Source organism: Gemelliphila sp. 1F1, assembly GCF_056897515.1.
The window spans coordinates 266,189-282,858 of record NZ_JBXHBE010000001.1 but is presented as its reverse complement, the minus strand read 5'-3'; the positions used below and the strand labels follow the sequence as shown (position 1 = coordinate 282,858).

General features: G+C 24.6%; 16 protein-coding genes. 1 reads left to right on the top strand and 15 read right to left on the bottom strand.

Annotation, left to right across the window (positions count from 1 at the left end; all coding sequences use genetic code 11):
* Positions 1 to 126: 126 nt before the first annotated feature.
* The 4 genes from priA to AC1XWJ_RS01250 are packed head-to-tail and all read right to left on the bottom strand — an operon-like array spanning position 127 to position 4,733.
* Positions 127 to 2,469 carry a replication restart helicase PriA gene (gene priA, locus AC1XWJ_RS01265; RefSeq protein ID WP_483334013.1) on the bottom strand — a complete coding sequence of 781 codons (2,343 nt, stop codon included), beginning with the start codon at positions 2,467 to 2,469 and terminating at the stop codon, positions 127 to 129.
* A gap of 12 nt (positions 2,470 to 2,481) precedes the next feature.
* A complete protein-coding gene (gene coaBC / locus AC1XWJ_RS01260) occupies positions 2,482 to 3,648 on the bottom strand; it encodes a bifunctional phosphopantothenoylcysteine decarboxylase/phosphopantothenate--cysteine ligase CoaBC (RefSeq protein ID WP_483334012.1) in 1,167 nt (388 codons plus the stop codon).
* Positions 3,649 to 3,666: 18 nt separating this feature from the next.
* Positions 3,667 to 3,972: a DivIVA domain-containing protein gene (locus AC1XWJ_RS01255; protein ID WP_483334011.1), complete on the bottom strand. Its 306-nt coding sequence runs from the start codon at positions 3,970 to 3,972 to the stop codon at positions 3,667 to 3,669.
* Positions 3,973 to 3,986: 14 nt separating this feature from the next.
* On the bottom strand, positions 3,987 to 4,733 hold the full coding sequence (locus tag AC1XWJ_RS01250) for an RsmE family RNA methyltransferase (RefSeq protein WP_483334010.1): 747 nt from the start codon (positions 4,731 to 4,733) through the stop codon (positions 3,987 to 3,989).
* Between the two features lie 160 nt (positions 4,734 to 4,893).
* On the opposite strand from AC1XWJ_RS01250, the gene AC1XWJ_RS01245 reads away from it, so the two are divergent.
* Positions 4,894 to 6,150: an aminotransferase class I/II-fold pyridoxal phosphate-dependent enzyme gene (locus tag AC1XWJ_RS01245; RefSeq protein ID WP_483334008.1), complete on the top strand. Its 1,257-nt coding sequence runs from the start codon at positions 4,894 to 4,896 to the stop codon at positions 6,148 to 6,150.
* 27 nt (positions 6,151 to 6,177) lie between these two features.
* On the opposite strand, the gene AC1XWJ_RS01240 is transcribed toward AC1XWJ_RS01245, so the two are convergent.
* The 11 genes from AC1XWJ_RS01240 to AC1XWJ_RS01190 form a co-directional block, all read right to left on the bottom strand.
* Positions 6,178 to 6,810 (bottom strand): putative bacteriocin export ABC transporter, encoded by a 633-nt coding sequence (locus AC1XWJ_RS01240; RefSeq protein ID WP_483334268.1) that lies wholly within the window; start codon positions 6,808 to 6,810, stop codon positions 6,178 to 6,180.
* Positions 6,811 to 6,818: 8 nt separating this feature from the next.
* A complete protein-coding gene (locus AC1XWJ_RS01235; RefSeq protein WP_483334007.1) occupies positions 6,819 to 8,888 on the bottom strand; it encodes a DUF1430 domain-containing protein in 2,070 nt (689 codons plus the stop codon).
* A 302-nt stretch (positions 8,889 to 9,190) separates the two neighbouring features.
* Positions 9,191 to 9,916 carry a type 1 glutamine amidotransferase gene (locus AC1XWJ_RS01230; RefSeq protein WP_483334006.1) on the bottom strand — a complete coding sequence of 242 codons (726 nt, stop codon included), beginning with the start codon at positions 9,914 to 9,916 and terminating at the stop codon, positions 9,191 to 9,193.
* An 8-nt stretch (positions 9,917 to 9,924) separates the two neighbouring features.
* Positions 9,925 to 11,232 (bottom strand): MurT ligase domain-containing protein, encoded by a 1,308-nt coding sequence (locus AC1XWJ_RS01225; RefSeq protein WP_483334004.1) that lies wholly within the window; start codon positions 11,230 to 11,232, stop codon positions 9,925 to 9,927.
* A 24-nt stretch (positions 11,233 to 11,256) separates the two neighbouring features.
* Positions 11,257 to 11,967 carry a response regulator transcription factor gene (locus AC1XWJ_RS01220; RefSeq protein ID WP_483334002.1) on the bottom strand — a complete coding sequence of 237 codons (711 nt, stop codon included), beginning with the start codon at positions 11,965 to 11,967 and terminating at the stop codon, positions 11,257 to 11,259.
* 20 nt (positions 11,968 to 11,987) lie between these two features.
* The gene (locus tag AC1XWJ_RS01215; RefSeq protein ID WP_483334000.1) at positions 11,988 to 12,716 is read right to left on the bottom strand and encodes a pseudouridine synthase; all 729 of its coding nucleotides are present in this window, start codon (positions 12,714 to 12,716) and stop codon (positions 11,988 to 11,990) included.
* 9 nt (positions 12,717 to 12,725) lie between these two features.
* Positions 12,726 to 13,274 (bottom strand): SMC-Scp complex subunit ScpB, encoded by a 549-nt coding sequence (scpB, locus tag AC1XWJ_RS01210; RefSeq protein WP_483333999.1) that lies wholly within the window; start codon positions 13,272 to 13,274, stop codon positions 12,726 to 12,728.
* A gap of 22 nt (positions 13,275 to 13,296) precedes the next feature.
* Positions 13,297 to 13,983, bottom strand: coding sequence for a segregation and condensation protein A (locus AC1XWJ_RS01205; protein ID WP_483333998.1), 687 nt, complete (start codon positions 13,981 to 13,983; stop codon positions 13,297 to 13,299).
* Between the two features lie 12 nt (positions 13,984 to 13,995).
* Entirely contained in the window at positions 13,996 to 14,892 is an 897-nt protein-coding gene (locus tag AC1XWJ_RS01200) for a tyrosine-type recombinase/integrase (RefSeq protein ID WP_483333996.1), read from the bottom strand.
* A gap of 93 nt (positions 14,893 to 14,985) precedes the next feature.
* On the bottom strand, positions 14,986 to 15,702 hold the full coding sequence (locus tag AC1XWJ_RS01195; RefSeq protein ID WP_483333994.1) for a YoaK family protein: 717 nt from the start codon (positions 15,700 to 15,702) through the stop codon (positions 14,986 to 14,988).
* Positions 15,695 to 16,579 (bottom strand): NUDIX hydrolase, encoded by an 885-nt coding sequence (locus AC1XWJ_RS01190; RefSeq protein WP_483333992.1) that lies wholly within the window; start codon positions 16,577 to 16,579, stop codon positions 15,695 to 15,697. Before AC1XWJ_RS01190 ends, AC1XWJ_RS01195 begins: the two co-directional genes overlap by 8 nt.
* Positions 16,580 to 16,670: the final 91 nt, after the last annotated feature.

Here is a 16,670-nt window from a genome sequence, read left to right as displayed (position 1 = left end):
CATACTTTTTCATAAATAGTTTATAAAAAATTAATTTTAAATATAGTATTTAAATTTAAAACAATGATAAATAAAAAAGGTCTAATTCTAATAATCAAACCTTTTTCAAATAATTATTATACTTTTTTAAATATAATCTTGTGCTGAATCGTCTATTGATATAGATATATGTTCTTTTTTATAAAAATCTTTAAAATAATCATTAATATATTTCAAAGCTATATGTAACTTTTTATATTCATCTTTATGAAATTTTACAGCTATATTATATTTATATTCATTATTAATTTTGTAAAGAATACTTTTATTAGGTCCTAATATCTTAGAACTATTATAATATTTAATTAAAAAATTATAAATTGACTTGGATGCCAATATTACTTTATTTTCATCAAGACCTTTTATTGTAATAAATGATATATTAGAATACGGTGGGTACTGTATTAATTCTCTCCTATTAATCTCATAATTATAAAATTCAAGATAGTCATTATTTATAGCATAATCAATTATATTACTATCTATATTAGTTTGAATAATTACTGTTCCTTCTTTATCGCTACGACCTGCTCTCCCTGCCGTTTGAACTAAAAGTTGAAATAATTTTTCATTTGATTTAAAACTTGGAAAAGATATTAAATTATCTACAGCCAAAATACCAACTAAAGTTACATTAGGAAAATCTAACCCTTTAGAAATCATTTGTGTTCCTAAAAGAATATTACTTTTCTTTTTTTGAAAATCAGTAAGTAATTTTTCGTGAGCACCTTTATTTCTAGTTGTATCAGAATCCATTCTAGTTATGATAGCATTAGGTATTTGTTCTTGTAAATATTCTTCTACACGTTGAATACCATAACTTCCCGATACAAGTTGTGGACTATTACAACATTTTTCTATAGCATTTATATTCTGTGAATAGCCACAAAAATGACACTGTAAGTAATTACCTTTTTTATGATAATTCATACTAATATCACAATTTTTACATTTGTAAATATAACCGCAATTAAAACAATTTATAAAGTTAGTATACCCTCTTTTATTAATAAGTAACATTACTTGCTCATCTTTACTAATTTTTTCTTTTATATTTTCAAGTAAGTCATTGCTTATTATGTCTTCTTTTTTTTCTAAATGCGTTAGTTTTACAGTTGGATATTTATTATTAAATCTTTTATCTAGTGTAAGAAGATTGTTAAGTTTAAAATTTTTAAACTTGTAATATAACGAAACGGAAGGTGTAGCACTAGCATACACTAATGTTGCTTTATTGTAAAAAGCCCTTTTATTTGCTATATCATGTGTATCATATTTAGGAGTTTCAGTCTGTTTATAAGTAGATTCATGCTCCTCGTCTATTACTATTAATCCTAAATTTTCAAAAGGTGCAAATATAGCAGAACGTGTACCTAAACAAATACTAACCTTTCCATCTTTTATCTTTTTCCATTCTGCATATTTTTCTGATTTATTTAATCTAGAATGAAGTATGGCTAAATTATTTCCGAAAACTTGTTTAAATTTCTGCTCTATTTGGGGGGTTAAAATAATTTCAGGTACCAATATTATGGCTTGTTTGTTGTTATCTAGCGCAGACTTAACTAAATTAATATATATTTCTGTTTTTCCTGATCCAGTTACTCCATGTAACAAAAATTCGTGAAAATTGTTATCTAATAAGCTATTATTTATTTTATCAAAAATTTCAAATTGATATTCATTTAACATATTTGAATTTATGTAACCTTTGATAACTTCATCACTTTGAGATTCTTTGTGAGTTATAGCAATAACATCTTGTTTTAACAGATTATTTATAACTGATATTCCTATATTTAAAGTATTCTTAATGTCACTAGCTTTTACTTCTTTGTTTTCCATAAGAAAGTCCACTAATTTTTTCTGCTTTGGTGTAAGTTTTTCTAGTTTTAATGGACTATTTAATGTATAATATTTTTCTGTTTTTTCTTTTAATTGATTTTTAGCTAAGCTAACTAATTTTATATCATTTTTAGATAATAATTGTTCTATATTCTCTATCCCTATTTTTTTTTCTAAATCTTTTTTTGAAATTAAACCATTTTTAGAAAAATATTTTTTATAATCTATATTATTGTTTAACAATTTATAATACTCTACATATTTATTCTTTAATATTGTAGGTAACATTGCTTCGATTACTTGTATTTGTGTACAATATAATTCATCAGCTAATACTTTGGATAATAGAATTAATTCTTTTGTTAATATAGCATAACTATCTTTAATTCTTATTATTTCTTTACATTTATTCGATTCAAGGTCTATACTATCTGATACATTAACAACGTATCCTTGAACTACCCTACTTCCAAACGGAACATCTACCCTATAACCTAAAATATCACTATAAGAAGCAGGTATTTTATAATAAAATGTTTTGTCAACGTTACTATTTTTTATATCAACTATTACTTCTGCGTACAATATATCATCCCCTTATATTAGTTTATCAACTAATATTTTTGCAATGTTTTGTTTACTAGTTTTTTCTATTTTTTCAACATTTTCATCTTTATCTATTATATATACTTCGTTGTTATCTGAACCAAATCCTATATCCTTTTTAGACACATCGTTAGCTACAATTAAATCCAAATTTTTATTTTTAATTTTTCCTTTTGCATATTCAATTATATTATTAGTTTCTGCAGCAAATCCTATTAAAATCTGATTATTTTTTTTATGTTGTCCTAGATAATATAAAATGTCTTCTGTTCGTCTAAATTCTATTTCAATATTTCCTGGCTGTTTCTTCACTTTTCTATCATAAGTGATTAAAGGGGTATAATCTGAAACCGCAGCTGATTTAACAATAATATCACACATAGAAAACAGTTTTTTTACTTCTTCAAACATATCATTAGCTGTAGTTACATTAATAACATTTATATTTCTATATGTTGACTTATAATTTACAGAAGTTACTAAATAAACAGTAGCTCCTTTTTTTGCAAATTCTTCTGCAATAGCTATTCCCATTTTTCCACTAGATGGATTAGAAATATATCTAACTGGATCTATATATTCCTTAGTTGACCCTGCTGTAACTAGGACATTTTTCCCCGCTAATGCTTGTGGTTCTAAAATAATATCTAAGATAACTTCTTTTTCTGGAAATTTTCCTTTCCCTATATCTCCGCAAGCCAAAATTCCTTGAGAAGGTTCAATAAAGTTAAAACCTAACTGGCGTAACTTGAAAATATTACTTTGAGTTATAGGATTTTCATACATAAATGTATTCATAGCTGGCGCTATATATATATTAGAAAATTCTCTAGCTGCCAATATTAAAGTACTAGCTAAATCATCAGCAATACCATTAGCAATTTTAGCAATAATATTTGCAGTAGCAGGAGCTATAATTACTTTATCAGCCCATTTCATTAAATCAATATGTTGTATTTCTTCTTCATTTAATTCATCAAAAGTATCAGTATAAACTTTATTTTTGGTAATAGTTTGAAAAGTTAATTCAGTAACAAATTTCGTAGCATTTTTCGTCATTACTACCTTTACATTATGTCCTTCTTTAATTATACTGCTAGCTAAGTCAACTGATTTGTATGCTGCTATTCCACCTGTAACTATTTGTAAAATATTCATTATTTATATAACTCCTAACTAATTGTTATACTTTCCAAAAACTGCTTGTTCTAACCTTGCAATTCTTTGCAAAATATCTACATTGCTTGATTGTGGTTGCGAATCTTGTTGTTTTGTTGTAGTTTTTAAAGCACTAATTTTTATCTTTAAATTTTGATTTTCTATCTCTAAATCTTTTAGTTTCATCAAAAGTTTTTCTACTTTCATATAGTCTTCTATTATCAAATCTAAATAGTGATTAACTTCTTCAACATCATATCCTTTTATTTTGCTATTTTTAAATTCTTTTTCGTATATCTCTCGCGCTGTTAAATTTAATTCCATTGTAAACCTCTCTTTTAATTTAATTCTACAAAATAAGCTAGACAACTTAGAAAAAATAGGGGCGCTGTTTCTGCACGAAGTATTCTTTTCCCTAGTCCTATTGATTTATAATTATTTTCATTAAAGTAAGTCACTTCTTTGCTAGATAGACCGCCTTCACTTCCAAAAATGGCTATAATTTTTTTATTTTCTAAATCTTCATTTAATAATTTTTTTAAGTTATTATTTTCTATATTTTTAGATTCTTCTTCATAAGCTATAACTTTATAATCATAATGATCATAACTAGAAATTAGTTTAGTTATATTTTGTTCATAATTTATAATAGGAATACTAGCTCTTTTGGATTGTTCCGCAGCTTCTTTAGCAATTTTATTCCAACGGCTAAGTTTATTATCAACTTTACTATCCTTAACCTTAGCTATGTTGCGTTCAGAGTTGAATAAAATTATTTCCGAAACTCCAAGCTCTGTAGCCTTTTGAATCAAATACTCAATCTTATCATTTTTTAATGGTGGTATAGCTATTGTTATTTGTGCCAATAATTCAGTAGATAATTCTACCTTTTCTTCCGGAAAAATTACTACTCTTTCAACATCATTTTCTTCAATATTACAAATATACCTCTCTTTGTTAGCAAATGCGATAAATATTTTATCACCAACTTTTTTTCTCATCACTTTTGCTATATGGAAACTATCATATTTAGATAAAACAAAAGTTTTATACTCAAAATTTTCATTAATAAAATATTGCTGCATAAATTACCTCTATTAAAAATTGTAATAGTAAAAATAATTAATATTACTTATGTAATATTTTACTTTATAATATAATACAAATCAAATAATTAATTGATTTTTTTCATTATAAAACTTATAATGTTTATATATAAATTTATATTTATAGAAAGGATGTATTATGACTTTTTTTTCTAAATTAGGAGAACAAATGATTCTTCCAAAAGATGTACTAATTCAATCAAAAGAAACTCAATCTGTGCCTAATGCAATTAATGCAACTATAGGTATGGCAATGAAAAATGGAGAAGTTATGAAAATTGATAGCTTAGACAAGATTATAAAAAATCTTAATATAGCAAGCTATCTTCCCTATTCTCCTACTCCAGGAGAAATTACTGTTCGTGATTTATGGTATAAAAAAATAATATCAGAAAACTCTAATCTGGTTCCACAATATTTATCAATGCCAATGGTTACTTCTGGAGTAACTCAAGCATTAGATCTAGCTGCTAACTTATTCACACAACAAGGAGATGCCCTACTATTACCTGATTTATTTTGGCAAAATTATGAGCAAATATATACAGTTAAGCTAAATAATAAACTTTATAAATATAATCAATTTGATAAAAACAACAATTATAATCTAAAATCATTTAAAGATACACTTGAATATATTAAAGAAAATAAAATTACAATTATATTAAACTTCCCAAATAATCCAACAGGATACACTCCTTCTATTTTAGAATTTAAAGAACTAACAAATATAATTGATAATTTTGCAAAAAGTAATTCAAATAAAAGTATAATTATTGTTTGTGATGATGCTTATTTTGGTCTATTTTTTGAAGATAATCATAAAAATTCTACATTAAATAACATTGCAAAATTAGTAAATAATGAAAATTGTTTAATAATTAAAGCCGATGGTGTTACTAAAGAATTGTACGCTTGGGGTGTTAGAATTGGATTCATAACTTATTATACTAAGAATGATGTGTTAAGAGATTTACTATTAGAAAAATCACAAGGCTATTTAAGAAGTACAACTTCATCAAGTTCTACAATAGCACAACAAGCCGTAAAACAATTATTAATAAACGAAAAAGCTTTAAAGGAAAAAGAAATAAATGATGGCATCATAGAACATCGCTATAAAATTCTAAAAGAAGAGATAAAAAAAGAACAATTGGATAGTTATGTAACTATTTTTCCTTTCAATTCTGGTTATTTTTTCACAATGAAATTACCAACAGAAATAAATGCGGAAGAATTTCGCTTAAAATTACTTTATGAACATAAATTTGGTGTCTATGCAATAGATGATAAACATATTAGAATTGCATTTTCTTGTTTAGAACATGAACAAATATCATTGTTGATAAAAAATGTAAAACTTTGTTTAATAAATCTAAGCAACAAAAAGAACTAGAAAATATTTTCTAGTTCTTTTTTTAGTTTATAATTTATATATCCTATCACACATATTAGCCAATTCTAAATCGTGTGTGACGATTATTATCGTTTTCCCTAATTTCTTTAATTCAAATAATAAATCTATTACTTTAAGTTTATTTTTCTCATCTAAACTTCCTGTAGGTTCATCGGCTAATATTATTTTTGAAGGTTTCAAAAGTGCTCGTGCTAATGCTACTCTCTGTTGTTCCCCACCGGATAATTGATATATTTTATTTTTTTCATATCCTAATAACCCTACTTTTTCTAATGATATATTTATTAATTTATCTTTTTCGTCTTTAGGAATACTGACATATTTTAAAGCAATATCCAAATTATACTTTACAGTTTTTTCATCAATTAACGCAAAATTTTGAAATAAAAAAGTTATGTCCTTTCGTAAAATATTTATTCCCGCTTTACTATTTAATTTAGGATTTTCTTTTCCATTTATTGTAATATCTCCACTATCATAGCTCTCTATTAAACCTATAATATTCAAAAGTGTTGTTTTACCTTTTCCACTTTCTCCTACTATTGCAAGCATCTCTTCATTTTTTATACTGAGGTTTATATTACTCAAAACTTTTTTATTATCAAATGATTTATTAATATTTTTTAATTGTACTATCATTGTCATAATTATTCTCCCTTTATTACAATATTCAATATAGCTTTTTCATCTTTTAAAATAATAATATATTCAGAAATTAAGTAGATAAAAAATAATACAAATAAAAGTATAAAAGTATAAATATTTATTTGTTTTAATAAAGTTACTATACAAAAACTTATACTTATAAAAAAGATTCCCAAATCAACTAGTAATCTAGTACCATGCCTAGCTATTACATCATAACCATTAAGTTTTTTTATTGCTAAATCTTTTTTTCTATTTTCGAAACTGATTAACGCTTCTTGAAAACTAACAAACAGCATACTAATTATTATTAAAATTGCAAAAAAACAAGCTAAATATAATGAAGTTAATAAATTAGTTCTCTCATTAATAAACCATTGTTCTACTGATACTATTTTTATTTTATTGTCTTTTAGCTCACTATTGTCTAAATAATTAGTCACCATTTCTTTAGAAATATTTTTAAATTTTATTGGTGTTTTTAATCCACTAATTTGTGCATTACTTTTATCTATCATACTTATATTTTTAGAAGTTTTAACGTTTAAAATAGGGTTTTTAATTACTCCACCATCCATTAAATTAGGAACTGTTATGTTTTTATCATAAACTATAGTTTTAATATTTTCTATTATCTTTGGTTCATCTATCATCTGTAAATGTTCATTCATTGATTTATAATAATTTTCTTTTACTTTTTCTATTTCTTTTATTAAATGCTCTTTATCTTTAGGAATTAATAAATATTGCGTACTATCTAAAAATAACTCTTCAAACTGTATATTGTTATTTTTTAAATAGTTTTCGTTAACATCTATTGCAGATACACCTATAGATTTACCATCAGAAGAAATTAAATCATCTACTTTAAAATATTCTGCACCATTCTCTTCCAAAAAATTATAAAATTTTACAAAATCTTTTGATAATTTGTTATTATTCCCTCTAATACTTTGTATGTCGTTACCAATATATGTGCTATCAACAAAATTATAATTATTATAATTTTTCCAATTATCTATATATTTATTTTGGATAAATAGGTCTGTAACTATTGACATTGTTAATACTAGTGAATAACTTGCTAAAATAATAAATAATGTTTGAAACACTTTGCTTACTATTGTTATCACCCTTAAATTTTTCTTACCTTTTATTAATGATGACAGACTTTGTTTTACTAAATATATATAAGTTATGCCAGAAAAGATAACATTAATTGATATAACCAACAACATAATAAAAATAATTAATATATAATAATTTGGACTAATTTCTTTTATAGATATACTAGCAATTATAGTTATTAAAATAGAAGTTAATATAATACTTAACACCGAACTTTTCATCAATTGAAAAAATATGTTAAACGTATTATATCCATTTAATTTTAAGACACTAATTTCTTTAGATTGTTTAGTCATAACAAAAACATTAGTAATTGAATATATTAAAATAAATATTCCAAACAAAATAGCTAATACATAGAATTGAGTTGAATAACCCGTTTGTTCAAAACGTTTTTTTGTCGTTAATTCACTTAAATCCATATCAAGCTCTTTTGATAGTTTATTCAAAAATGCTTCTCTATTACTATAATTTTCAGATATAACTAAATATTCTCCATTACCTCCATAACTATGTATTACAGAAGATAATATTTCAAAATTTACTATATCATCATTAAAATAATCTTTCACATTTGTTTTAGTAGAATATTGTTCTTTAGAAAAATCAAAGCTATTAATTTTACTATTATTTTTTAATTTTAATTGTGGAAGTTCTGTATTTTGTATTATACCCTTTATGATGGTAACTTTATCATTATTAGAAGAATAACTATCTTTTATGACAGATACCTTATACTCATCAGCCACTTTATACAAAATATCATTAATATCTTTATCTGAAAAATTTTTTATATTTTCTCTATAAAGATAAAAAGAGGTACTATTAAAATCATTTGCCCACATTTTCCATTTAATTGTATCGCTTCTAACTTCATATAAATACCCTAAAAAAGTTATTAACACTAAAATTGTACAACTAAAAATAATTTGTATTCTTTTCATATTAGTTCCCCCCAAAAAAAGAAAACGAGAAGATATACACGCATCTTCTCGCTATAAACTTAAACTTAATGCGCTCTTTTAAAATAAATTTTTTACTTTTACTTTTTAATAATATAATATTTTTAAAAACGTTGTCAATTAATATATTAATCATTAAAACGCATATATAGTTTATTTTTAATTTAAATAACGTAATATTATTATCATTTTAAGAATAATATCTTTATATTATAATAATTTATATACAATAAATAAAAAATATTTAGTATAGAAAATTTTTCATCTATACTAAATATTATGCATTATTTATTACTTTTTATGTAGTTTGCCATGTAGTTATTAGCTTCTAATTCAATGTTATCATTAATATTTTGCAGTTCAATTTTTCCATATTTATTGTTCAGAGCCGCTTGTATTAAATAATCTGCTATTTTAGGATTTTTAGGTAATATAGGTCCATGCAAGTAAGTACCTATAAGGTTTTTATACAATAATCCTTCTTTTTTATCAGTATCATTATTTCCATATCCTGCTACTACATTTCCTAATGTATCATAGTTGTGATAAGTCCTACCACTATGATTCTCAAATCCTACAATATTCCCAAACTTATTAGAATCTACTAAAATATTTCCTATTAGCCTAGATTTATCTTTAGGTGCTTCTGTATAAATATCTAATATATTTAACCCTGCTAATTTTTTCCCCTCAGATGTTTGATAATATTCTCCTAAAAATTGATATCCTCCACAAATTGTTAATGCAGGTACTCCTGATTCTATTGCTGACTTAAACTCCGATTTTATTTTAAAAAATTGTTCAGTTGCTATTGCCTGCTCTCTATCAGATCCTCCACCAATAAAAAACATATCGCAATTTGATAATTTTACACCGTCTGTACTCGTTATATTTTCAATATCTAGTGATATTCCTCTCCACTCGCATCGCTTTTTTAAAGAAATAACATTCCCAATATCACCATATAAGTTTAATTTATCTGGCATAAAATGATAAAGTTTTAAATTCATAAATTCACCTATTTTGTTTCTAATTCCTTTTGTGTTTCTATCAATGCTGTATAATTTGGTATAACTATATTATAAGTTCCTTTTAGTTTTTTCAAATAATATACCGCTTCTTTGATATTTTCATTTACTACTATATTAGCCTCTATATCTGTGTACTTTAAACGCAATGCTAATTCTTTTGCCCTTTTTCCAGAACATATTATAGTTTCTATATTTTGATTTTTCAATATTTCAAAATTACTATCCCATATCCAAGAAATGTCAAGCCCATCAGCTCCATTATCATTTAATATTATTAAATAATTAATATTTTCCGTCTTATCAATAGTACTTGCAATATCTAATGAAACATTCATTCCTGCTGGATTTTTTGCTAAATTAAGAATTGTAGTAGAATTATTATTAGTTATAGTTTGCATACGCCCATTTTTCGAAGTATAATTTGATAATCCATCAATAATTTTATTATCACTTAGTCCTAATGATTTTAAAGTAGTATATGCTGACAAAATATTATAAATATTAAAACTACCTAATTGCATTGTAGAAAACATGTCTTTATTATTAATAGATATTGATATTAGTGGATCAACGGTTGCCTTTGTTACACTGTAATTTGGACTTTTTCTACTAAAATTACAATTACTGCATTTATAATGTCCTAATTGGCTATAATGTGTATGACTATAAGTTAATTCCTCACCACACATAGGACAAAATTTAGATTCTGTTAAACCTATATTCTTAAATTCATAAGCATCGTTATTAATTCCAAAATAAATATTATTTTTACCATATTTATCCAAACGAGCCACGAAAGGATCATCTATATTTAAAATCAATTGAATTTCTTTACCTTTAAGTTGCTCTCCGATAGAGGTTATCAACGTATCTATTTCACCAAATCTATCCATTTGATCTCTAAAGAAATTATTAAAAACAAACTTTGTCGGAGTAATATAACTCATAACTTTTTTTATTGATCCTTCATCAATTTCAATGATTGCAATTTTAGTATCACTTTTTGTTTGAATAGCAAAGGTAGAAATAATTCCATCAAGCATATTTGCTCCTTCAAAGTTATTTATTATTTTTATTTTTGCTTTTTTTAATGTATGTCCTATTAAATTTGATGTTGTTGTTTTTCCATTTGTTCCAGTAACAAATACTATTTCATCAAAATTTTGAGATAATTTTTTCAAAACATCTTTATTTAGCTTTCTCAATATTTTACCAGGAAGATCTGTACCTTTTTTTCCAACTAACTTGCTAGTTAATCTAACCATCTTAGCAATATTTCTATAAAGTATAGTCATCTATCAAGAGCTCCTTTAATTAAATTAATTTTTACTAGCATCAAACATATAACCAGTTCCCCAAACTGTTACTATCATTTTTGAAACAGATTTTGAATGCTTTTCGATTTTTTTTCTAATTCTTTTTATATGAGTATCTACTGTTCTCAAATCTACATATGAATTGTAATTCCAAACAGCTTTTAATAATTCTTCTCTTGTATATACCTTATCAGGAGATTTAGCTAAAAACATTAGTAAGTTAAATTCTTTAGGAGCAAAATCAACTTCTAAACCATTAACTATCACTTTATGAGAATTTGCATCTATAATTAAATCATTGAAAACTAAAACGTCTTTAGCACTAAATTCAGGTATATAAAAAACACTGCTTTTTGTTCTTTGTAATATTGCTTTAACTCTCAATACAACTTCTCTAGGACTAAATGGTTTTACTACATAGTCATCTGCTCCTAATTCAAAACCGTCCACTCTACTTTGCTCATCACTTTCTGCTGAAACTATAATTACTGGAGTAGCTTTTGTTGTTCTTAGTTCTCTTAATATTTTTGTACCTGTCAGTTTAGGCAACTGTATATCCAAAAGAACACATGAATAATCTATCTTTTTTATTTTCTCTAGACCTATTGCGCCGTCTCCAGCTTCGTCAACAATATAGCCCTCTCTCTCTAAATACATAGTGAGCAATTTTCTAATTCTTTCATCATCATCGACTATTAATATTCTTTCTGTCATAATAATATTCTCCTATGTTATTATTGACCATTTTTAGCTTTATTAATTAGTACTTTTACTTCGTGAATTGTTAATGGTCTATATTCTCCTATTTTTAAACCTTCTAAAGTTAAATCTTCTATAGCTACTCGCTTCAATTTAATAACTTCATATCCTAAAGCTTCAAACATTTTTCTAATTTGTCTATTTTTTCCTTCAAAAATAGTTAGTTGAACTAAAGTATTACTACTTTTATTTTTATTTTTCAAAATTGTTACTTTTGCTGGAGCTGTTTTAGAGTTATCTATTATTACACCTTTACGTAAAATATTTATATGACGTTCTTCTATACGACCTTTTATTTTAGCGATGTAAGTTTTATTGATTTTATGACGTGGATGTGTTATCAAATTAGTAAACTCCCCATCATTTGTCATAATCAATGCTCCAGAAGTATCATAATCTAGTCTTCCAACTGGGAAAACTCTTTCTGGGATATCAACAAAAAAATCACTAACTATTTGTCTATCTTTTTCATCTGACATAGATGTTATAACTTTTTCGGGTTTATAAAATAAATAATAACGCTTATTTTCTTTTAATAATCTTACTCCATCAACTATTATCACATCATTAACAGATGCTTTTGTACCTAATTCAGTTACAATCTGTCCATTAACTGATACCTTTCCTTCTAATATTAACGATTCAGCTTTTCTTCGTGATGTATATCCCGAAGCAGCAATAATTTTCTGTAATCTTTCTTGCATTCTATTCTCCTATTCATTTAAAAATTCATTTAAATCTTCTTTATAATTATTTTCTATATTAGGAAGCTGTTCTAAACTTTCTAGACCAAATATATCTAAGAAATAATCAGTAGTTTCATAAAGTTTAGGTTTTCCAATTTTATCCAAAACTTTGTTAGAAATTATCAATTCTTTTTCTAATAAACTGTTTACTATAGTATCACTATTTACACCACGAATTTTATCTATTTCTATTTTAGATATAGGCTGATTATATGCAATAATTGCTAAAGTTTCTAGTGATGCCTTTGACAATTTAGATAATTTTTTAGAAGACAGAACTTTCTTTATAGTATTATAAATATCTGCCTTTACTAACATTTTATAAATACTCCCAAATTTTTTTATAGTTAAAGCACTATCTAACATATTGTAATCATCTTTAAATTTATTTAATAAATTTTCTGCTGCATTATAATCTACTTCTAAAAATGCAGATGTATATTCTATTGATAATCCTTCTTCACCTTTTATAAAAAATAAGGCCTCTAATATTTTTTTTTTCTCATTTAACAACATATACTACAATCTTCTGTATATACTAAATACTTTTTTCTATATACAACTCTTCTCCCATCTCTTTACAAATTATTATATTTTCTTTAATCATTTCTAAAATACAAATAAACGTAGTTACTATCTCTTCTTTTGAATCATAATTAGAAATAATATCACTAAAAGCTATACTATCCTTAATAGATATATATTTTATTATTAAGTTCCTTATATCTTCTATTGAAACTTCTTTTCTATATTTTATAGTATTAGTTACTTCTGAATTAAGTTTAGTATTATCAATAGCTCTTTTAAATGCATTTTTTAGTAAATTTATTGACATTGACATCAACTGTGCATCTACTATTACAGCAGAATTTTCTTTTTCTCCAAAATTCTGACGCTCTATTTGCAAATCATCAAAGATTTCACATAATTGTTTATAATTTCTATACTCTATTAATTGTTGTACAAATTCTTGTTCGTCTTCTATAATTTCTTCTGCATCTTGAGGTAATAGACTTTTACTTTTTATATGAATTAGTGTAGAGGCCATAACAATGTATTCTTCTGCATTTTCTAATGATAACTCATCACTATTGTTTAAATATTCTAAATAACTATCAGTTAGTTCAGATATAGGAATGTTGTGAATATCTATCTCCATTTTTTCAATAAGATGGAGCAATAAATCCAATGGTCCTTGAAAACAATCTAAGTTAACTTTATACATAACTAACCTTTCTTACTTTATCATATTTCTTGGATGCTTCATTATTAATTTAACTTTCTTATTGTTATTCATATTATCAATATAAAGCTTTAAACTATTAATGGTCTTTAATCCTAGTATTTCTCTAACTTCTTCTACTGAAACACCGTCTTCTAATAAATGAATAGCTAAAGTATTTCTATACGTAGTAGGATTTAATTCTTTCTTTAAACTTATAGCTTTTTGTCTACGTTTAAATATTTTCCAAAATCCTTGCCTTGTTAAACGCTCACCATTACTTGAAACAAATAAATTATCATCTTTTTTATTTTTTAAACCTTGTAAAGCACTTATGTAGTTATTAAGTGCGTCAACAGTCTCTAGGTTTAAAGGAACTGTATTATATGATCCTTTATTATTTTTATATTTAATATACCCTATCTCCAAATTTACATCATCTAATTTTAAATTAATACAATCCGATGGCTTAATTCCTATAGCATATACTAGTTCAAAAATTGCTTTATCTCGAAGTTCCAAAAATGAATCTCCTGTGAAATTTAAAATAGCATTTATTTCTTCTCGTGTAAATATTACTAAATTTTTTATTGAAGTAGTTTTTTTTGTTTTATTTTCTAATTTTACCTTATGATTAATTATTTTTTGATCGTATAAAAATCTATTGAACATATTAAATGATGAAAATACACGTGCTATAGTTGATTCTGAATAATTTTCTTTACGTAACATATTAATATAGCCATCTACGTTTGTTTCGTCTACGATAAAATCAACAATATCTTGATTATCTAAATAATTTACCAATTTATTTATATCTAGTACATATGATGAAATTGTATTTTCAGATAAATCTTTACTGTATTTATCTAAGTAATTGTTAAATTCTTTAATTATTTTTTGTCGTTCCATAATATCCTCCTAAATATATAAATATAGTAAATTTTAATACATTCATACATTAATTATAACATTTTAATGTTAATTATGTCTAATTTTTGTCATTTATAATCTCCCTATATCGTGAAAAGTAGCTAGTATAAAATCTACAATCATAACACCTATAACTATTAACAATGCATGATGATTAAAATTATATGATGCAAAGCTACCTACAATAACACCAAATAAAAAGATAACAATTAGAGAAAAATAAATATAGAATTTAGGTTTACTGCCTTTCTCTTTCAAAAATATATATTTAAAAATATGTTCACTTGCTGAACGTAAATTGCCTGTACAAAAAGTACTAGCAAAAGGAATTTTATTAATCGTTCTAAAACTATCAAACTGCATAGCGCACACGAATGATATAATTAGAGGTCTTATATCTATATAATATATTTGCGGTATAAAATATGCTACAAATAATAAAAATATTTGAAATAGCAAAGAGATATTTATATATCTTCTTATAGGCAAGTTACTATTTTTCTTTAAAATGTATTTATTAAAAATTACACCTACTATAAATGCACTTATAGGTGGTATAAAATTTAGTGCAGTTGAAAAATTGCGGTCAGCTATTGCTAATCCTATAAATATTAAATTTCCAGTTTGAGCATTAGCAAAAATACCATTACAATTAATATATGTATACGAGTCAAAAAAACCTCCTACAAATGTTAACAATAAACCAAAAACTATTTGTTCATGACTTGGTAATTTTTTATTTAAAATTTTAATATGTAATTTATCCATAATTATTTGACAATTAGTCAAAAATCACCTCCCAATTATCAAGATTATTATAACAATCAAAACACATTTTTATTTGTTCTAATGTTGTTCTTGTAGTAGATAATTCGGGTAGGCTATCTAAAGTAAAAAATTTCGATTCTTCAGTTTCAGTATTATACTTAAAATCATGTGAAATATAATCACACAAAACCAAAACTTTAAGCATTCCTAATGGAAAATTATAATTATGATGTTTATTATAATCTAATAATGCAACAATTTTTGTAGGATTGACTATTGCCCCAGCTTCTTCGCTTGATTCCTTGATAACATTATCTCTAATTGATTTGTTAACATCTTGATAACCTCCTGGTAATGCCCACTTGTTATCTGATTTTTCTTTAACTAATAGTATTTTATTGTCTTTTATAATAGCAGCTCTATTCTCGATTTTAGGAGTTTGATAGCCTACTTCATCAGCAAATATATGTCTTATAGTATCAATACTAGTTTCATACTTATAACTTAGCATTTCACAAGCAATTTCTCTAAGTCTTTCTGCACGTTCTAATTCAAATTTATCTTTGCTATAAGCTAGTGTATTTTGTGCTAAAAATTGAATTTCAGATGCCCACTCAACGACAATATCTTTATTATATATTTTTATTATATCTAAAATATCTTTTATATAATAACTACCTTTACTATCTAATAAATCATAATCATTAGTTAACAAAAATATAGTTCTACAATAATTAGTAATTTTATTTTTGTCAGACGTTAAAAATAAACAATTCTTTACAATATTGTTTATTTCATCAACAAATTTAAAGTTTATATTATTTTCTAAAAAAATTTTTTCTACATCATTTGTAACATTATACCTTAATTCAGTATCTATATATAAACAGCTATACATATATATTTTCTCCTTATATATAATATTTATTTTATATTATAACATAGTTTACATAAAGAACTAGTATTATTTTATAAAATTTCTTGTAAGT